17 protein-coding genes and 1 riboswitch are annotated in these 19,659 nt (G+C 44.1%); of the genes, 8 read left to right on the top strand and 9 right to left on the bottom strand.

The features are described 5' to 3' along the window. Positions 1 to 58: 58 nt before the first annotated feature. Positions 59 to 1,525: an N-acetylglucosamine-binding protein GbpA gene (gene gbpA, locus BCU34_RS14065; RefSeq protein WP_102479029.1), complete on the bottom strand. Its 1,467-nt coding sequence runs from the start codon at positions 1,523 to 1,525 to the stop codon at positions 59 to 61. Positions 1,526 to 1,597: 72 nt separating this feature from the next. Further along, positions 1,598 to 1,687: riboswitch (cyclic di-GMP riboswitch) on the bottom strand. Positions 1,688 to 2,009: 322 nt separating this feature from the next. Here gbpA and BCU34_RS14060 point away from each other — a divergent pair. From BCU34_RS14060 to aroG, 4 genes are all read left to right on the top strand, one after another. Beyond that, positions 2,010 to 2,363 (top strand): hypothetical protein, encoded by a 354-nt coding sequence (locus BCU34_RS14060; RefSeq protein ID WP_048659090.1) that lies wholly within the window; start codon positions 2,010 to 2,012, stop codon positions 2,361 to 2,363. A gap of 99 nt (positions 2,364 to 2,462) precedes the next feature. Beyond that, positions 2,463 to 3,134, top strand: coding sequence for a DUF3313 domain-containing protein (locus BCU34_RS14055; protein WP_102479168.1), 672 nt, complete (start codon positions 2,463 to 2,465; stop codon positions 3,132 to 3,134). 12 nt (positions 3,135 to 3,146) lie between these two features. After that, positions 3,147 to 3,362 carry a DUF3820 family protein gene (locus tag BCU34_RS14050; protein ID WP_102479167.1) on the top strand — a complete coding sequence of 72 codons (216 nt, stop codon included), beginning with the start codon at positions 3,147 to 3,149 and terminating at the stop codon, positions 3,360 to 3,362. A gap of 314 nt (positions 3,363 to 3,676) precedes the next feature. Beyond that, positions 3,677 to 4,729: a 3-deoxy-7-phosphoheptulonate synthase AroG gene (gene aroG / locus BCU34_RS14045; RefSeq protein ID WP_048663341.1), complete on the top strand. Its 1,053-nt coding sequence runs from the start codon at positions 3,677 to 3,679 to the stop codon at positions 4,727 to 4,729. Between the two features lie 110 nt (positions 4,730 to 4,839). On the opposite strand, the gene BCU34_RS14040 is transcribed toward aroG, so the two are convergent. The 3 genes from BCU34_RS14040 to BCU34_RS14030 all read right to left on the bottom strand — a co-directional run bounded on the left by BCU34_RS14040 (position 4,840) and on the right by BCU34_RS14030 (position 8,978). Next, positions 4,840 to 6,264: a phosphomannomutase CpsG gene (locus tag BCU34_RS14040; protein WP_102530218.1), complete on the bottom strand. Its 1,425-nt coding sequence runs from the start codon at positions 6,262 to 6,264 to the stop codon at positions 4,840 to 4,842. Positions 6,265 to 6,288: 24 nt separating this feature from the next. Beyond that, complete coding sequence (locus BCU34_RS14035) at positions 6,289 to 7,782, bottom strand: mannose-1-phosphate guanylyltransferase/mannose-6-phosphate isomerase (protein WP_102431465.1); 1,494 nt, start codon at positions 7,780 to 7,782, stop codon at positions 6,289 to 6,291. A gap of 80 nt (positions 7,783 to 7,862) precedes the next feature. Then, positions 7,863 to 8,978 (bottom strand): mechanosensitive ion channel family protein, encoded by a 1,116-nt coding sequence (locus BCU34_RS14030; RefSeq protein ID WP_102431466.1) that lies wholly within the window; start codon positions 8,976 to 8,978, stop codon positions 7,863 to 7,865. Positions 8,979 to 9,164: 186 nt separating this feature from the next. Here BCU34_RS14030 and BCU34_RS14025 point away from each other — a divergent pair, with 186 nt between their 5' ends. Next, entirely contained in the window at positions 9,165 to 9,821 is a 657-nt protein-coding gene (locus BCU34_RS14025; protein WP_102431467.1) for a potassium channel family protein, read from the top strand. A 26-nt stretch (positions 9,822 to 9,847) separates the two neighbouring features. Further along, positions 9,848 to 11,215 carry a TrkH family potassium uptake protein gene (locus BCU34_RS14020; protein ID WP_102478778.1) on the top strand — a complete coding sequence of 456 codons (1,368 nt, stop codon included), beginning with the start codon at positions 9,848 to 9,850 and terminating at the stop codon, positions 11,213 to 11,215. 90 nt (positions 11,216 to 11,305) lie between these two features. Here BCU34_RS14020 and msrB read toward each other — a convergent pair whose 3' ends face one another. Then, positions 11,306 to 12,448 carry a peptide-methionine (R)-S-oxide reductase MsrB gene (gene msrB / locus BCU34_RS14015; RefSeq protein WP_102478777.1) on the bottom strand — a complete coding sequence of 381 codons (1,143 nt, stop codon included), beginning with the start codon at positions 12,446 to 12,448 and terminating at the stop codon, positions 11,306 to 11,308. Between the two features lie 202 nt (positions 12,449 to 12,650). Between msrB and BCU34_RS14010 the strand changes: the two genes are divergently transcribed. Beyond that, a complete protein-coding gene (locus BCU34_RS14010) occupies positions 12,651 to 13,049 on the top strand; it encodes an OsmC family protein (protein WP_102478776.1) in 399 nt (132 codons plus the stop codon). 131 nt (positions 13,050 to 13,180) lie between these two features. On the opposite strand, the gene BCU34_RS14005 is transcribed toward BCU34_RS14010, so the two are convergent. From BCU34_RS14005 to phnW, 4 genes are all read right to left on the bottom strand, one after another. Continuing rightward, positions 13,181 to 14,245 (bottom strand): OmpA family protein, encoded by a 1,065-nt coding sequence (locus tag BCU34_RS14005; protein WP_102480560.1) that lies wholly within the window; start codon positions 14,243 to 14,245, stop codon positions 13,181 to 13,183. A 437-nt stretch (positions 14,246 to 14,682) separates the two neighbouring features. Beyond that, positions 14,683 to 15,501: a phosphonoacetaldehyde hydrolase gene (phnX, locus tag BCU34_RS14000; RefSeq protein ID WP_108145137.1), complete on the bottom strand. Its 819-nt coding sequence runs from the start codon at positions 15,499 to 15,501 to the stop codon at positions 14,683 to 14,685. 97 nt (positions 15,502 to 15,598) lie between these two features. Next, a complete protein-coding gene (locus BCU34_RS13995) occupies positions 15,599 to 17,038 on the bottom strand; it encodes an aspartate aminotransferase family protein (protein ID WP_102530215.1) in 1,440 nt (479 codons plus the stop codon). Then, positions 17,038 to 18,141 carry a 2-aminoethylphosphonate--pyruvate transaminase gene (gene phnW, locus BCU34_RS13990; protein ID WP_102479745.1) on the bottom strand — a complete coding sequence of 368 codons (1,104 nt, stop codon included), beginning with the start codon at positions 18,139 to 18,141 and terminating at the stop codon, positions 17,038 to 17,040. Before phnW ends, BCU34_RS13995 begins: the two co-directional genes overlap by 1 nt. Positions 18,142 to 18,540: 399 nt before the next feature. Here phnW and BCU34_RS13985 point away from each other — a divergent pair, with 399 nt between their 5' ends. Continuing rightward, the gene (locus BCU34_RS13985) at positions 18,541 to 19,551 is read left to right on the top strand and encodes a putative 2-aminoethylphosphonate ABC transporter substrate-binding protein (RefSeq protein ID WP_060981582.1); all 1,011 of its coding nucleotides are present in this window, start codon (positions 18,541 to 18,543) and stop codon (positions 19,549 to 19,551) included. The last annotated feature ends 108 nt before the right edge of the window (positions 19,552 to 19,659 follow it).

Below are 19,659 nucleotides of genomic sequence, written 5' to 3'. Positions count from 1 at the left end.
GTTTTTGTTTGGTTGATTACCAACACTCATCTATTAATAGTGAGTCTCTAGTGATCAATTAGTCCACTTTGTTCCAAGCATCTTGCCAGTGTGAACCTACACCTGGTTCGTACTGAGTTGCTGTTGGAGCCCATTGAACACAGTAGCCAGAGTATGGGAACTCTTTACACTGATAAACGCCACCATCGCTACTTAGTACTTTAGTACCGGCAGTGTAAGACTCAATGCTTCCTGGGAACACGAAGTCGTAGTCGCCTGCTGGTGGAGGTGTTTGCTCATCCATCAGGTGGAAATCAAGCGTGTTCTGATCCACTAAGTTACCTTGGTCATCTTTCGTCACAACCACAAGCATGTGGTGGCCAGCTTCTGATTTAGACAGAGTCAGTTGAACATCTTCCACTTGTCCGTCTGCTAATTCAGATTTTTGAGAGGCAAGCGCTTCACGATGATGATTGTACACAGTCAATTCAGCTTGAATATCGCCTGTTGCCGCTAGAGTAAGGTCAAGCTGTGTTGGCTGGTTTTCATCGATAATGTACTCAGACTCTAAGCCAGTCACTTCTAGCTCATGGTCTGGTTCTGGAGTATCAATCTTGTAACCGATCTCGACGCTGTTAAAGCCTGAACCTGCCTTTAAGTAAATAGGGTTCGAACCGTATACAGGAGCGAAATCGCCTTGGCCGTTTAATTGACCTGCTTTGATTTGCGCCTGCTCTTGGTTGATCTTAGAGGCAAGAGCGTAAGACCAGTTGTTTGCTTTGCCTTGCTCGTTGCTTTCAATCACTAGCTCTGTGCTGTAGGAAGCGTTCTCACCAGATTGATCGAAGACACGAGTGTAGACAGCGTCACCAACGTTCAGATCTTGAGTTGGGTTGATCTGACCGCCTTGATCCCAATCCGGAATAATAGGGCCGTCGCCATCAAATTTCACATCGATAACATTGTAGAAAGCTGCAGCAGTGTCACCCACGTCCCATACTGCAAGGATCACTTGATAACCTTCGCGTTCTGGAACATTACACAAGTGGCTTACTTGTATCGGTGGTTGTTCCATATTGCCTTCAACAACACAGAATGGTGTTAAATCAAAAGAGCTGCGTGCCAAAGGTTGGTTTGGATTCCAGTCAGGTTGCGTAATGTAGTATTTCCAATCGCGGGTTTTGTGGTTGGCTGTAAACGTCCACTCAAAATATTGAGAACCTGACTTGATAGGGCGTTTAACCCAGCGATCGGCTGTTTGCTCGTCTAGCGCTGCCGCTAAAGAAGATTCTGCACTGGCGATTTTTCCATCGACAGGGCCGACTTCAGGGAAACCTTCAGGGCCTTCCACACTTTGTGGTTCGTATTGGATACCACCACAGTCGGTGTTTTTCTGTTGTGTGTCACTCGCAGGGAACTTACATAGGGCAACACGGCTCTCAGCAACGCCATTATCGTATGCCGAAACATAACCGTGGCCGAAGCTTGCACCGCTAACACTTAGTAGCGACAGAGCGATGAGTGATTTTTTTGGGAGTTGTTTCATTATTTGTCCTTACTGTATTTGGCCGACAAAAAAGAGAACACTCCGGCATGCATGTGCACTTAAATCCTATTAAGTGGCGGCCCCGCTATCATAGACAGAATATTTGTCGACAGACCGGTGGCTTTGCGTCCTATTCTTTCAAATAGTTTGCCAGAAGTGCGTTTAAGCAAACGGAATGTAGCCAACCAGTTTTATAAATGCGAATCAATAGATTGAAATGTGGAATGCTAATCTCGAACTTTTAATTCTTAATACAAATTAACTTGCTATATGTTTCGTTAGTTAACCTATAAATTATTGATATAAATAAAGAAAGTATTTGCTCTAATCGTTTTTGTGAATGTTTTGAGTCTTTGTGTTTCCTTCTATAGAACAATTGTGCTCATATCAAAACCAAACCTTTGGTTTCCACTAACCGAACTCTGACATGTCATGTATGAAAAAGCGGACAATTGATTGGTATGAATTATATAAAGGAGTCGGTATGGAATTCACAGAACAAGACAGAGATGCGTTGTATCAAACGTGGATGTCACAAAAATCGCGAATGCGAATTACGCAGATGGAGTTTTCAAAAAAGCTAGGAATGAACCAGCTTGATTTCTCAAATGTACTGCGAGGGGAGACGCCATTGACCATGTCTTTCATTAGTCACTTTTGCCGTTTACTTCATTTAGAACCTAGAAATGTGTTCCCTTCACTTAAAGAAGGCAATGAATCTGGACCTAAAGTGGTGTATTTGAAAAGTAGAATGAGTGTTGATGGCGAGATTCAAAACGCTTATATCGAAGGAAATCAGGTGATTGTAGAGTATGCTCACACCGTGCAACATGACTAATTTTAGAGCTAGCTCTGAGCTTTAACCCCTTTTTCTACAATCTTTCCACATAGGGTATGGCATACTTATCTAGATTATTCTATTTAATGTAAGTGCGCTATGAAACCTTTAAAACTTCTCTTGCTTGTTGCAACCAGCATTTTTTTGTTTGGTTGTGCAGGCGGTCCAATTAAAACAGCAACCAAGTTCACCAGCTATGAAGATTTTCAGCCAGGTCCTGACGGTGGTGTTGACTTAGTTTGGGCTAGAGTCGGCCTGCGTGACGCACAACGTTTGAAATCTAAGTTAGACGACTATGATTCTGTGGTCATTGATCAGATCTTTGTGCTTGTAGAAGAAGGTTCGCTCGATCAAGAAGAGGTTCAAGAGCTTACTGATCACATGGTTTCACGCTTGGAAGAGAAAATATCGCCTCATAAAACAATTGTCGATGCACCCACGGGTAAGACGTTGCGCCTGAGTATCGCGTTGAGCAACGTTGAAACTCCAAACCCTATCTTAGCCGTGACGAGCAGCGTTCTGCCATTTGGTCTTGCGATGTCCACCATTTCTAAGGTGGCAATAGGCGAATACACAAACGTTGGGAGCGCCAGTGTTGAGCTATTAGTGAGTAATGCTCAAGAGGGGACGCCATTGTTCGCTGCAATCGATCGCGAAGCCGGGAACAAAGACTTTTCGACCATGATCGATTCTCTAGACGATGCCAAAGATGCGATCAACTATTGGGTTGAACGTTTAGGTGATACTCTACAGAGAACCGATGACGCATAGAAAGAGCCTGTAATGCTAGAAAAAGAGAACCTGATCAAACTTGCCAGAATACAGATGCCTTTTGGCAAATACGCTGGTCGTACATTGATCGATTTACCTGAAGAATATTTACTGTGGTTCGATAAAAAAGGCTTTCCGTCTGGTGAACTGGGTGACCTATTAAAGCTGTGCCTTGCTCTGAAAATTGAAGGACTTGATAGTGTCGTCAAGCCATTGAAAAAAATGTAATTAAATAAAAGCTCACGCTGATCTCGTGAGCTTTTTTTGTTTTCAGCTTCAGTCGTGGATTAGGGGCGTAGGACAATTCGAATAACATAGAATCCTATTCGGCCTTAAATTGCGCAATCGATAGTGTGTAAACAATGGTTTACAGGGTGTTTTAAATATAAAACACAAAAAAAATTGCGTTTATTTTCAATTAGTGATTGAAACTGTAGTTTTTACTAGTTAAGTTACAAGGAACAAGAAGATTAGTGCTGAAAGAAAGTGACGTGAGACAACGTACATTCAGCTCAAGGATAGAAAAAAGGAAGAAGTAAGCAATGTTCCAGACTGATGATGTAAGAATTAACAAAGTAAAAGAGTTATTACCACCTGTTGCTGTTTTAGAAAAGTTTCCAGCGACAGAAGTTGCTTCTTCTACAACCTTTGAAAGCCGTAAAGCGATTCATAATATTTTAGAAGAAACCGATGATCGCTTACTCGTTATTGTAGGTCCATGTTCTATTCATGATACTGAAGCTGCTCTTGAGTACGGCAAGCGTTTGAAAGTGTTACGCGACGAACTCGGTGACAAGCTTGAAATCGTAATGCGCGTTTACTTTGAAAAGCCACGCACAACGGTAGGTTGGAAAGGTCTAATCAACGACCCGTACATGAACGATACGTTCAAACTAAATGATGGCCTTCGTCTAGGACGCAAGCTACTGCTTGACCTAACTGACATGGGCATGCCGACAGCAAGTGAATTCTTAGATATGATCACACCTCAATACGTTGCTGACCTAATCAGCTGGGGTGCAATCGGCGCGCGTACTACTGAATCTCAAGTTCACCGTGAATTGGCTTCTGGTCTGTCTTGCCCTGTTGGCTTTAAGAATGGCACAGATGGCAACATTAAGATCGCAACGGACGCAATCCGTTCTGCTAGCGCTTCTCACCACTTCTTGTCTGTAACTAAATACGGCCACTCAGCTATCGTAGAGACAGCAGGTAACCCTGATTGTCATATCATCCTACGCGGTGGTAAAGAGCCAAACTACAGTGCAGAACACGTTGGTAAGATTAAAGAAGAGCTAGCAGCTTCAGGTCTTCCACAAAAAGTGATGATCGATTTCAGCCACGCAAACAGCTCTAAGCAGTTCAAACGTCAAATGAACGTATCTGATGACGTAAGCACACAGATCTCTGGTGGTGATAAAGCTATCTTTGGTGTGATGATCGAATCTCACCTTGTTGAAGGTCGTCAAGACTTGGTTGATGGCAAAGCTGCAACTTACGGTCAATCTGTTACTGATGCATGTATTGGTTGGGAAGACACAGAGACAGTACTTCGTCAACTGGCAGATGCTGTTGAAGCTCGTCGCAACAAATAGACTAATTACAGTCAGCAACTAAGCTACTGAAAATTCAAAGCCCTTATTAGCAATCGCTAGTAAGGGCTTTTTTGTTGCTCTTAGGAGCAAATTGGAAGCACTTTGTACTCTTAAATGAGAAAAGACAGTAGCTCTTCGACTTTATGTGACAACAAAGCTTTATCTTTTTGGGTTTCAACATTGAGGCGTATCAATGGTTCTGTATTCGATTTTCTCAGATTGAAGCGCCATGTTCCCATATTCACACTGATACCATCGATGAAGTCTACCGCAACGGCGCCCTTTTTATAGTGTTCTAAAACAGAAGCTATAACTCGGTTGGGATCTGAAACTCTGCGATTTATCTCTCCGGAAGAGGGGAATTTAAGCATACTGGTACACGTCAATTGGTGAAGAGATTGTTGAGTCTTCGAAATTAGTTCGATAACCAGTAGCCAAGGAATCATCCCTGAATCACAATATCCAAAATCACGGAAATAATGGTGTGCGCTCATTTCACCACCGTACACTGCGTTGAGCTTTCGCATTTTCTCTTTGATCAAAGCATGCCCAGCTTTTACGCCAACAGCGTTTCCACCTAGTCTTTCTGCAACCTCTATTGTATTCCATGTCATGCGCATGTCGTGTAGTACAGTCGCATTGGAGTCTTTCAGCAAGAAGGCTTCGGTTAGCAGGCCGACGATGTAGTAACCCTCAATGTAATTGCCTTTTTCATCGAAGAAAAAACAACGATCAAAATCTCCATCCCATGCGATACCAAGGTCGGCGGAATGAGCTAGCACAGCATCTCGTGTCGCAATCTGGTTTTCTTTGATTAAGGGGTTTGGAATACCATTAGGGAATTTCCCATCAGGAGTGTGATGAACCTTGATGAAAGAGATAGGAACATTCAGTTCGTTAAACCTCTCCTCTAACGCGTCAATGACATGCCCTGCAACACCGTTCCCAGCATTAACCACAATCTTCATCGGTGACAGCTTTGATGGGGTTATATACGAGAGTAGGTGCTCGACGTACGGAGCAAGAATATTGGCCTTTCTGCAAGAATCAGAAGGTAGCACTCTACTGATAGTTATACCGTTTTTCAGCTCTTGACCCAGAACTTCAATACGCTGTTTGATTGTATCTAAACCACTGTTTTTACTAATCGGACTCGCATCTGCACCGACTAATTTCATTCCGTTGTAATTGATTGGATTGTGGCTTGCTGTAATTTGAATTCCGCCTATTGCTTGTAGGTGGCGAGTCGCAAAGTAAATCTCTTCAGTGCCTGTCATACCGAGATCGATCACGCTTATGCCAGACTCGTTTAAGCCTTTGGTGATAGCTTTTTGTAATGAAAGGGACGTTTCGCGGTTATCACGGCCAATCACTACCTGAGCTGAGTCGTAGAGTGACGTTTCAGTTGAAGCACAAAGTACGTGTTCGCCAAATGCTTTTCCAAACAGAAAGGCGAAATGTTCATTGATTTGTTGACCAATGATGCCGCGGATATCGTTATTCTTAAAGCAGCTCAAGTCTAATGGTGATTTCATCGATTTCATCGATTTGTCGCTGCTTTAGTTCGATTTGATGATTTGAGATGAGTCAGGTTGTTCGCATTTCACGTCTCGCCCATAACTGTCTTGATATCGAATGATGTCGCCTTCGCTCAAATGGCTGCCGGTTTGTACCTCGATCATTTCGAGTGGCAGTTCGCCTGGGTTTTCTAAGCTATGAACATGTCCCAATGGAATGTAGGTGGATTGGTCTTCTTCGACTAGGTAAGTTTTCTCATCATTAGTCACCTTCGCGATGCCCGCTACGACAACCCAGTGTTCCGCTCTATGGTGATGCATTTGTAGCGATAACTTATGACCGGGTTTTACGGTGATACGTTTTACTTTGTCGCGTTTACCTAGGTCGATTACATCGTATTTACCCCAAGGTCTAAACACCTCACGGTGATGAACATGTTCTGTGCGACCAGCTTGGTTCAGCTGACTAACAATCGATTTTATGCCTTGAACTTTGTCTTTATTCGCAACCAATATAGCGTCTTTGGTTTCGACAATAATCAGGTTTTCGACACCCACAGTCGCAACCAATTTATTTTCGGCATGAATATAGTTGTGCTGAGAATCGACAGTTAACACATCGCCTTCAATCACGTTGTTGTGCTCGTCCTTATCACTGACATCCCAGATGGCAGACCATGAACCAATATCATTCCAACCAACATCCATAGGAATTACTGCAGCGTGTGACGTTTTTTCCATCACGGCATAGTCGATAGAGTCACTCGGACTGCTTTTGAATGCTTCGGCGTCAATACGGATAAAGTCGAGGTCGGTGTTTTGTGTCGCGAGAGCGAGTTTACAGGCCGCTAAGATCTCTGGACGATGTTCAGCAAGTTCTTCAAGGTAGCGTGATGCTCTAAACATGAACATGCCGCTGTTCCAGAGGTGCTGTCCTGAACTAATGTATTTCTCTGCGGTGGCTAGGTCAGGTTTTTCAACGAAACATTCAATGGCAAAAGCATGGTGGGAGAGTGGCTTTCCTTGTTTGATATAACCATAGCCAGTTTCTGGAGCGTTGGGAGTAATACCAAATGTGACCAGTTTGCCTTGTTTCGCGTATTCGACACCCCTCGCTACCGTTTGCTGAAATTCGGTCGTTTTGGCGATGTGATGATCGGCTGCCAGTACCAATAATATTGGGTCTGACTTGTTCTGTTGGTTGCTGTTCGAGTGACTTAAGGCCTGTAAGGCTGCAAGTGCGATGGCGGGCGCTGTGTTTCGACCTACAGGCTCTAACAGAATACCACCGTGTTGGTTATTAGCCGATCGAGCTTGCTCTGCAGCGATAAAGCGGTGTTCTTCGTTACAGATGATGAAGGGAGCGGCACACTCGGTATCACTTAAGTGCGCTTCAAGGCCTTGCAAACGCAAAAGGGTTTGCTGAAGCATAGATTGCTCATCTGCGATGTTGAGGAACTGCTTAGGGTAAAGCTCGCGAGACAGTGGCCAGAGGCGGCTACCAGAGCCGCCGGCTAAAATGACAGGTAAAATCATATCGTGGTAATTGGGTGCCTTAAAATACTGGCGTCATGTTACCACGCTTCACCGTTATTATTGATCGATAAAAAATTTACTTATCGATGACCCCCTGGATTGGAAATGACTATGTCTTGAGCTTCGCTAAAACCTTGCGGGTCGATTTTAAGTGTTTGCGTTGGGAAGGCGATATCCGCATTATGTTTGTGAATAATTGCTAGCACCTGCAGTAGCACATCCTGCTTAACTTCATGGTATCTCACCCAGTTGACGGTCTTAGTGAAGGTGTAGATAAAGAAATTAAGTGTTGATGGCCCAAACTTGTCAAAGTTAACCATCAACGTCTGTTTGGCATCGATATCAGGGTGCGTTTCAAGCATGGCTTTTACGTCATCCACAATAGCAGCTAACTTGCTCGCGTCTTGGTAACGAAGCCCAAAGGTTTCATTGATTCGGCGGTTCAGCATTCTTGATGGGTTCTCGACCACAATGTTACTGAAAACCGAGTTTGGCACGTACAAAGGGCGTTTATCGAAGGTGCGGATGATGGTCATGCGCCAACCAATACGTTCGACAGTACCTTCGATTTGACGATCGGGAGAGCGAATCCAATCACCGACTTTAAAAGGTCGGTCGAAGTAGATCATCATGCCACCAAAGAAGTTCGAGAGTAGATCTTTTGCTGCCAAACCGACAATCAAACCACCCACACCACCAAAGGTCAGAAGGCCAGACAGGCTGAGTCCAAACGCTTGCATGACTGTCAGGCCGCCCATGACCATAAAGAACAGGCGAGCGACTTTCGCGATAGCTTGTACTGTGGTTTCGTCTCTGGTTTTTTGCTCTAAGACATATGCTTCAGTGTTGGTGATCATTCGTAAGGTAAACCAAACGAAGGTACATATGATCAAAATGTGTTTTAACGTTTTTAACCAGTTGATTTCGTTACCAAACTGGTCTTGGAGGATCAGCCCGATAGAGACCGTGGCTGGCCAACACCAAAGTAACGTACTGACTGGGGTTTTCAGTGCTTCTAGTAGCAGATCATCCCAGTGGAAAGGGGTTTTCTGAACCAGAATTTCTAAGCGATTGTGGACAATTCGCCAAGCTACCCAAGCAAGAAAACTCGCAATAGTGATGAATAAGACACTGTTCGCCCAATCACTATGGCTCTGGTTAATGTAGGTTTGTACTTGGGTTAAGAATTCATTCATTGTGTGTGCTGCCGCAGAAATTATGAATTGGAAATTAGCAGAAACTGGAGTTGTTCTCTACCTTTATAAATCAAGCGATTATGACACTAGTATAACCTTATTATTGAAAAACTAACTTTTTTTGAGATAGAAACTAATGTAGGTTTGGCTATCCCGTGTAATTAAAATTTCTCAACAGGATTTCAAATGAGCGACAAACAATATGCAGTTATCGGTTTAGGGCGTTTTGGGTTATCTGTATGCAAAGAGCTGCAAAGTTCAGGGGCGCAGGTACTAGCCGTCGATATTGATGAAGAGCGAGTGAAAGAAGCCGCGGCTTTTGTTTCACAAGCGATTGTTGCTAACTGTACGAGCGAAGAAACGGTAAAAGAGTTAAGGCTAGACGATTATGACATGGTGATGGTGTCGATTGGCTCTGATGTTAACTCGAGCATTCTAACCACTTTGGTGGTGAAAGAGTCAGGCGCAAAAGCCGTCTGGGTGAAGGCGAACGATAAGTTCCACGGTAAGATCCTCTCTAAGATTGGTGCTGACCATATCATCATGCCAGAGCGCGATATGGGTATTCGTGTTGCGCGCAAGATGTTAGATAGACGCGTTCTTGAGTTTATCGACCTAGGCAGTGGTTTAGCGATGACCGAAATTGTTATCGGTGCCAAGTTGTTGGGTAAACAACTTAGCGAACTCAAGCTGTGCAAAGAGATTGGCGTTGAAGTTCTTGGCTTCAAGCGTGGCCCAAACTTAACCAAAGCACCGGAACTGGATGTGAGTTTAGAAATCGGTGATGTAGTGATCATTGCAGGGCCGAAAGAGACCTTGTCTAGAAAATTACGTAATTGGTAACCGGCAATGGGTTATAAGGTAATAGTATGAATTCGTTAGAACGAAAAGGTACTTTCTACACGCTTAAGAGAGATGAAAAGCCACGTAAAGGCTCTGAACCTAAGATTATTCTGACTAGTTTCTTAGGTGTTCTTATCCCTTCGGCCATACTTCTGACGATGCCTGTTTTTTCTGTTACAGGACTTAGCTTTACAGATGCGTTGTTTACCGCGACTTCCGCGATCAGTGTGACAGGTTTGGGTGTAGTCGATACGGGTGAGCACTTCACTTTGGCTGGAAAAATCTTGCTGATGTTCTTGATGCAAGTGGGCGGGTTAGGGCAGATGACCCTATCTGCGGTACTGCTCTACATGTTTGGTGTTCGCTTAAGCCTGAAGCAACAAGCATTAGCCAAGGAAGCATTGGGTCAAGATCGTAAGATCAATCTTCGAAAACTGGTCAAGAAGATCATTATCTTTGCGCTAGTGGCTGAATTTATTGGTTTTGTATTACTCTGTTTCCGATGGGTTCCTGAGATGGGATGGTCAACCGGAAGTTTTTACGCACTTTTTCATGCGATATCAGCCTTCAATAACGCAGGCTTTGCTCTGTTTTCAGACAGTATGATGAGCTTTGTTGACGACCCATTAGTGATCTTTACGCTCGCGGCTCTGTTCATTTTTGGTGGTTTAGGCTTCACGGTAGTAGGTGACCTATCAAGCAATTGGCGTAAAGGTTTCAGACATCTACATTTACACACCAAGATAATGCTGACCGCAACACCGACTCTATTATTAGTGGGTACGGTATTGTTCTGGCTGTTGGAGCGAAACAACTCCGCGACCATGGAAGGGCTATCGACACAAGGTCAGTGGCTAGCGGCATTTTTCCAATCGGCAAGTGCTCGTACTGCTGGCTTTAACAGTGTGGATTTATCTCAATACACACAGCCTGCTTTATTGGTGATGATCGTGTTGATGTTGATTGGTGCTGGCTCTACCTCAACAGGTGGCGGTATTAAGGTATCAACATTTGCGGTTGCATTTGTAGCGACTTGGACGTTCTTACGTCAGAAAAAACATGTAGTGATGTTTAAGCGAACCGTAACTTGGCAAGCAGTAACAAAGTCATTGGCCATTATTGTGGTAAGTGGGGCGTTATTAACCACTGCGATGTTTCTGTTAATGCTTACTGAAAAGGCAGCGTTTGATCGAGTCATGTTTGAGGTGATTTCAGCCTTTGCAACGGTAGGGTTGACGGCAGGGTTAACTGCGAACCTAACTGAGCCGGGCAAATACATCATGATTGTTGTGATGGTTATTGGACGTATCGGTCCTTTGACTTTGGCGTACATGTTGGCTCGCCCTGAACCTTCATTACTCAAGTATCCAGAAGATACAGTTCTAACTGGCTAGGGAGTAGTGCTCTTGTTTGTGAACTAGAAAAAACAAAGCCAGCGATATGCTGGCTTTGTTGTCGTAGGCTGACCGTTAATTGCTGAATGCTTAGCCCTCAAACATCTCAACGTATTCTTCGTAGCCTTCTTCCGCTAATTTATCCGCAGGGATAAAGCGCATTGCGGCTGAGTTCATGCAGTAACGTAAACCTGTAGGTTTAGGGCCATCTTTAAATACATGACCTAGATGAGAATCACCAAATTTACTGCGGACCTCGGTTCTTGGGTAAAGCAACTTGTAGTCGGTAGTGGTTACGACATAAGCCTCACTGATTGGTTGCGTGAAGCTCGGCCAACCTGTACCTGATTTGTATTTGTCTCTTGAAGAGAACAACGGCTCACCAGTAACGATGTCGACGTAGATACCTTCCTGTTTGTTATCCCAGTATTTGTTATCAAACGGGCGTTCTGTCGCGTCATCTTGCGTTACATCGTACTGAAGTGCCGTTAGCTTGGCTTTGATCTCCGCGTCAGACGGCTTAACGTAGGTTTTAGCATTGGCTGTCGCATTCTTACCATCGATGATCTGACGGAGTGTTTGTGGGTTGTCCTTTCTATCGTCCCCGAAGATTTTATCTAAGTACTGGTCACGACCTGATGCGTAGCGGTAGTAGTTATAACGAACTTTACTCTTCTTGTAATAGTCTTGGTGATAGTCTTCCGCTGGCCAGAATTTTTCAAATTCAATCAGTTCTGTTTTTAGTGGTTCACCAAAGATATTAGCTTTGTCGATCTCCATCATGAAGTTCTGAGCAACATCTTTTTGTGCTTGGTTATGATAGAAAATAGCTGGTCGATATTGAGGACCTCGGTCTACAAATGAACCTTTGTCATCGGTTGGGTCGATGTGTCTGAAGAATTGGTCAAGAACCTGTTCATAGCTAACAACATCAGGGTTATAGGTCACGTTGATCACTTCGATGTGACCAGACTTACCTGAAGAAACTTGTTTGTAGGTTGGGTTTTCTAGTTTACCACCAGAGTACCCAGAGATAACGTCAGTGACGCCTGTCAGCTTTTCTAGGTCGGATTCTGTACACCAAAAACAACCACCCGCGAGTGTCGCGATTTCACTTTTCCCTGAATTAGCCGTTTTATCCATTGTATTGGCAGTGCCAGTTTGGCTGACAAACAACGAAATCAGTGGTAGTGCAACCACGAGTGATACCAATATTTTAGATAATTTATTCATAGATACCTCATCTTGACGTTCTTTTTCATTCGATTTTGAATGTACGAATAGAGACAGGTTTTAGATGGAAAAAATTGCACCATTCATGAAAAAAATATGTGTCAGAGAAAATCTTGCTCATGAATGCTGCCAGTAGTAGGGTGTCGGTACTAACAATAAATAACAGACAGTGATGGCGGTTATCGGTCATCTAAGGAACAGCATGCAAGCAGAAGTTAAATGGGTCGAAGGTTTTAAATTCTTGGGTCAATCTCAATCAGGCCACTCTATTGTTATGGATGGCAGCGGTGGTGCGACGGCGCCAAGCCCGATGGAAATGGTGCTTATGGCCGCTGGTGGTTGTAGCTCCGTTGATGTGGTGGATGGATTGAAATCTGCTGGTCAAAGCATTACAGACTGTAACGCAAAACTTGAAACTACTCGTCGTGAAACCGCGCCAAAAATCTTTACCGCGATTAACATTCACTTTGAAGTATCAGGTGACAACCTTGATCCTGAGTTGGTTGCAAAAGTATGCGCTGATTCATTAGAAAAATACTGTTCAGTGTGCCTAATGCTAGGTGCAGGCGTAGAAATGACGCACAGCTGGGAAATTGTTTAGTTTTCGGTTTGTACAGCTTAGCTTGGGGCCGGTACTTTTCGGCTTACGGCTTATTAGTAAAGATAGATAAAGAAAAGGGCGGAGCACTTTGAGTGCTCCGCCCTTATTATTTCGGCTAAGGTAGAGTGCTATTATTCAGCAGTTTCTACGATAACTTCTTCAACTTGTACTTCTTCTTGGTATTCAAAACCAGGGATCGTTGCGTCAACACGACGGTTTTGAGCACGACCTTCAGCGGTATCATTTGATGCAACTGGGTTCTCTTCACCTTCACCTGTAGCAGTGATACGTTCAGCTTCAATGCCTTGCTCTTCGATGTGTGCAGCAACTGCAGCAGCACGTTTCTTAGAGATCATCATGTTGTATTCAGCAGCGCCTGTTGAGTCAGTATGACCAACTATAACAACAGTCGATTGAGGGTGAGCTTTTAGAACTTCAACTAGAGGTTGTAGTGCAATCTTACCGTCTGTAGAAAGTTCTGTGCTGTTAGTTGCGAACATTTCTTGAGAGTAGCTCTCTGTTTGTGCTTTAGTCACAACAACAGTACTTTTCTCTTCAACAACAACTGCAGGCTCTGCGATTGGCTCAGAAGGTGCTTGAGTAACCGCCGCCGCAGAAGCTGCAGCCGCTGATGCAGTTGTGTTACCGGTACCGAAGTTGTAGCTAACACCAACAGACAGTAGGTTCGAGTTTAGGTCTTGAACGAAGTTGTCGTCGAAGTCATCAAAGTATTGGTATTCAACACGTAGTGCCCAATCAGAAGAAAGCTGTTTCTCTACACCGATACCAGCAGAAAGTACAACGTCATCTTCGCCACCGTGAGAGATGTAAGCAGGACCTGCTTTGAAGAATACGTCAAACTCTTGCTGTACTGGTAGGCGGTACATTGGCGTTAGTGAGATCGCGATCAGTGGATCGCTGAACGCAGCGGTTGTACCGTTCTTTGAAAAGCTTGTCTTGTAATCACCAAGGAAGTCTGAGCTTAGCTCAATACCAAATTTGTCATTAAAATTGTAGCCAGAGTAGATGCCAGCACCGATTGCATCATCATCACATTTTTCACCGCTTACGCATGCGCTATCTAACCAGCCCACGCCCACTTTAGCACCAACATAAGTTGTAGCAGCGATAGAAGGCGCTGCTGCTAGGCCTGAAGCGGCAACAACAGCACACATGATTTTCGACAATTTTTTCATAATCTTATCCTTGGATTAACTCTTATTGTTATCTGAACTTACCAGTAAAACGATCACTTATTGGGTTACGACACTGCTTATAATAAGTAAATCAAGGTGTTGGTTCAGCTGAACCTATTTCTTTCTCAGTACTTATATTGTTAATCTGATTGCGTATTGGAGTCAATGAAATTGTTAGATATTATATATTTAGATGACTTTTATTATTGGTTTTATCATTTATTGGAATGCCTATATTTAAAGCTATAGCCTAGCCTCGTGCATTTGCCAGTGATTTTGAGGGGAACAAATAAAAAACTTGCGCTTTATCATGCTTATAAACGCAAAATCCCCATCCAACATGTTTAACTCGGTTGAGTACATGATTAGATAGGGATTTGAATTGAAGCTATAGCGGTATTTTCACGTTTTGCATCACGTGAATAGCTCGACCTTGTTTACGGACGCTCACCCGCTAGTAAACGTTTCTCGATATCTGCGATCACGCTAGGTAAGTCTGCAATCGTATCGATCAGGTAGTGCGGGTTTGATTTGTTTAGCTTAAGGCTCGCTTTTTCACGTGCTGCTGCCAGTGTTGTTTCGTCTGCATCTAAGTATTCTTGGTAAGTTAATCCTGCTTCGTTGCCTGATAACACAAGACCTACCGTCCACATGCCTGCGTTGTGACCCTCATCAATGCCCGGGGCTGCATCATCCACTTTCACACAGGCTGCAACATTTGTTACGCCTAGGTCGATTACGTTTTTCAGTGCCATAAATGGAGCAGGGCGACCACCTTGAGGTAAGTCATCGGTCGCTACCACGTTATCTGGCCGGTAACCGTAATCTGCAGCAGCAGGAATTAGAACATCCATCACTTCACGTGGGTAACCGGAACAAGAACCGATTTTTACGTTTTTCTCTTTTAGGTTATTCACTACTTCAATCGCGTTTAAAATTGGTGCTGCGTGATCGGCTACTTTCGCTTTTTGAAGAGGCATGAATGCCGCGTAGATCGCGTCAACGTCTTCACTTGTCATCGAACGTCCAAACTGAGCAGTCCAACGAGCATCAACTGCAGGGATTCGACCCACCGCTTGGATGTGATCCCATTTACCGATACCCATAGGTTCACGAGCTTCTGCTAAGTCGATGTCAAAGTCGAAACCTTGTCTGAATGCTTCAACGAAAATACTGGTTGGAGCAAATGATCCAAAATCAACGATAGTGCCAGCCCAGTCAAAGATAACCGCTTGGATAGGTGATGTTGTGTTCATAATAGTGTCCTATTTTTGTGTCACTCCCAGCGCAAAGTACTGGAAGGACGAATGATTGTTTTAGGTTATTGGTTTAAATGTTGATTTAGAGAATGAATTAAAGGTATTCAAAATCTTTGCAGACTTTGGCTATCGCGTTTTCAAATACAGACAGAGCGGCTTCTAGCTCGCTACGGCTGATGATCAATGGTGGACTCAATTGAATCACGTTACCTTGTGACACCTTAAAGCTCAGGCTATCGTTCAGACATTGGTAAAGTACTGCTTCTGCTTCATCGAACGCTCGGTTTTTGGTGATATGGTCAGTGACCAACTCAACGCCCCATAGCAGCCCGATGCCGCGAACGTCACCAATGACTGGGTATTTCTCTTTCATTTGAAGCAGCTGTTCACGCACGAATACGCTGTCTGCTTGCACTTTTTCAAGTAGATTTTCTTGCTCAATCACTTCCATCGTAGCCAGTGCCGCCGCGCAACCGATAGGGCTTTTCTCATGTGTGTAATGACCAAGTGAGACTTGCGCTGCTGTGTTGTATTTGTCTTTAGTGACCATGGCTGCAATTGGAACCAAGCCGCCGCCAAAGCCTTTACCGATACATAGGATGTCAGGCTCGATATCAAACGCTTGGTGTGTGAACCATTCACCGCTACGACCCATGCCATTTGGGATATCATCAATGATCAACATGACATTGTGCTTGTCGCAGATCTCACGGATTCGTTTCCAATAAGCCTTGCTTGGCACTTGAACATCGGTGTTGCGAACTGCTTCAGCAATGAAGGCACCAATGCCACCTTCTTTTTCAATCACGTACTCAAGGTAATCGGCATAGTGCACATCACATGCAGTCTCATTGTTATCGCCTGCGCTTTGCCCGTGAAGCGATAAAGAGCCATTAAGGGGGAAAGCACCACGATAAGAGACTGCTGGTGGGATACGTTCTACGCCAGCCATTAACGGCCCCATACCTTCGCGGAAACAGGCTTCACCACCCACTGAAATTGCATCCAGCGACGCACCATGGAAGGAATCCCACAATGAAACGACTTTGAAGTTGTTAGTGACATGTCGAGCCAGTTTCAGTGCCATACCGATAACCGATGTACCACCTGGCGCAAACAACACGCGATTCAAATCACCACCGCAGATCTGTGTGAGTTTCTCAGCACACTGAACGGCAGTTTCATTGGTGAAGCGACGTGGTGAAAATGGCAATGACGCCATTTGCTGAGTCACTTTATTAATAAGATGTGGGTGGCCATAACCAAGCTGATGAACATTGTTACCGTGAAAGTCCATGTACTTTTTGCCCGTCGTATCTTGTATGTAGATGCCTTCTGCGGCTTCAAGTGTATCTAGACAAGGCGTTGACATGGCTTGATGAAGAAATACGTCAGAATCACGTTTTAACATCGCTTGAGTCGCGTCATCGTTTAGCGATTCGTTCCATTTTTCGCGTGCTGGCGTGGTGTTCACATCGCCTTCGCTTCGAAAGTGTGTGGCCTTTAGAATCGGCTCTTGATTGGTCGTCGTCATTATTTGATGTCCCAGTACATAGCGTTTTTCACTGCGCCAATGAGAGCTTCAATGTCTGACGGATACACTTCACCGATGTTACCGATTCGGAAGCAGTCTGCGTTTGAAACCTTGCCCGGGTAAATCACAAAACCTTGTTCTTTCAAACGGCCATAGAATTCCTTGAATTGGTAATCGCTATGAGTTGGAGAATAGAAAGAGGTAATGATAGGTGAATGCAGGTCATCATTAAGCAGTGGCTCAAAGCCAAGAGAGCGCATTCCTGAAACCAATGTGGTTTGGTTGGTTTGGTAGCGATTATGACGAGCTTCGATGCCACCTTCTTGCTCCAATTCAAGTAGAGCTTGGTAAAAAGCGCGCACTGTATGAGTCGGAGAGGTGAAACGCCATTTACCATGGTTGCTTTCCATGCAGTGCCATTGGTCAAACAGGTCTAGGCTTAATGAACGAGCTTGGCCTTTGCATTTCTCAAGTTCCGATTGCTTAGCAATAACAAATCCGAACCCCGGTACACCTTGGATGCATTTGTTTGCTGAGCTGATCATGTAATCGATACCTAAGTCAGCGATATCCATAGGGATGCCACCAAAGCTCGACATTGCATCAAGAATGACTGTTTTGTTGTGCTGCTTTGCCAATTTGGCGATGTCTTCAATTGGATTCAACATACCAGTAGTGGTCTCGCAGTGCACAATCGCAACGTGAGTAATGTCTGAATCCATGGCCAATGCCGTCTCCATTTCGTTCAAGTCAGGCTGTGATGTTTCACCTGGGGAAACGACATGGCATGGAATATTTAAGTATTCTGCGATTTGGGCAATACGAGCACCATACGCACCGTTGTCAACAACAAGAAGCTTGCCGCTTTTAGAGATAACGCTACCGATTGTTGCTTCAACTGAAGCGGTGCCGCTACCTTGCATTAATACGCTCGTATAACCCGCTTGCTTAGTCGCTAAAGTCACTAGCTTGCTACGAATCACTTCAACAACGTCTTTGTTGTATTCATCATCCCAAGTGCACCAGTCTTTTAGCATCGCTTGGCGAACGGTTTCAGAAGTAGATAGAGGACCCGGTGTCAGTAGAAGGTATTCGTTTCTCATGTTTAATTCTCGTGATTTGCGCTTGGACTATACCAATATTTACGATTACTTTAACAACCAATTTAAACGGTCGTAAATAGCTCAAACGTTATTTTCACAAAAGCTTCATATTCAAATCTGTCACTTGTGTTGAGAAATTTCCCGATCTTTAAATTGCCATTTTTTGTTCATTTAACCGTCATAAAAGTCGACTAGGTTAATACTCGCCATCTGGTACATACCAGTAAAAAGGCGTGTACTAGTAACCTAAATGAATTTATGGGTATAGGTGCCTCTTGATGAGGCTTCTAACTTAAGAAACGTTAAACCTTGGTTGCTTGCAAACCTAGGCGGCTTTAAACCTCGATAACTTTTAATTTTGGCAACTTCTCACTTTAGAGTTGAGCCTGACTGGAGAAAATGATGAAAAACCGTTTTATGAAAGGATCACTTGCAGCGTTAGTCACTCTACTCGCTGGTAATGCTTATGCAGCACAGGAAGTGACGGTTTACACTGCTTTTGAAACTGACATTTTAGCTAAATACAAAAATGCTTTCGAAAGTGAAAACCCAGACATCAACATCAAGTGGGTACGTGATTCAACTGGGATCATGACGGCAAAATTATTGGCCGAGAAAAACAACCCTCGCGCAGAGGTAGTTTGGGGACTTGCTGGTTCTTCAATGGCATTGCTTAAAGAAGAGGGCATCCTGAAACCTTATACGCCTCAAGGTGTAGAAGCATTACGCGCTAACCTCAACGACCCACAGTCTACTCAAGCTTGGTATGGCAATGACGCATTCTTCAATGCAGTTTGTTTTAACGAAGTGGTGGCTAAGCAATTGAATCTACCGGCACCTAAGTCTTGGGATGACCTAACCAAGCCTATCTACAAAGGCCACATTGCGATGCCAAACCCAGCGTCTTCTGGTACGGGCTACATGCAAGTGTCGGCTTGGCTACAAAACATGGGTGAAGATCAAGGTTGGAACTACATGCAGAAGCTAGACCAAAACATTGCTCACTACACGCACTCTGGTTCTAAGCCATGTGTTCAAGCGGGTATGGGTGAAGTCGCTATCGGTATTTCTATGGCGAGCCGTGGCGCTAAGCTGAAAACTCAAGGCGCTCCACTTTCAGTGATCACGCCTGAAGGAATCGGTTGGGAATCTGAAGCGGTAGGTCTTGTGAAGCCGTCTGATGCAGCGCAACGCGTTGTTGATTGGTCTATTTCTAAAGCGGCAAACGAGCTTTACATCGAAATGTACCCAGTTGTTGGCCACCAAGATGTGACAGGCAAAGCAGAGAACTTCCCTAATGTAGAAAAGAACATGGCAAAAATGGACTTCGCTCGCATGGGCAGCGAACGTGCCGACGTTCTTAAAACATGGTCTGAAAAGTTTGACGCTAAATCAGAGCCAAAATCTTAACCTGCCGATCTATTCAGTTAATTAACTATTTAGTTCATTAGAAGTTAGAAATCAGTAAAGGAAGGCTTCGGTCTTCCTTTTTTAGTTTTACGCCTTTAGGTTTTAAGT

The sequence above is a fragment of the Vibrio sp. 10N.286.45.E10 genome (genome assembly GCF_002874195.2).
GTDB lineage: Bacteria > Pseudomonadota > Gammaproteobacteria > Enterobacterales > Vibrionaceae > Vibrio > Vibrio crassostreae.
Note: the sequence above shows the minus strand (reverse complement) of the source record. Positions and strands in the feature narration are given on the sequence as shown.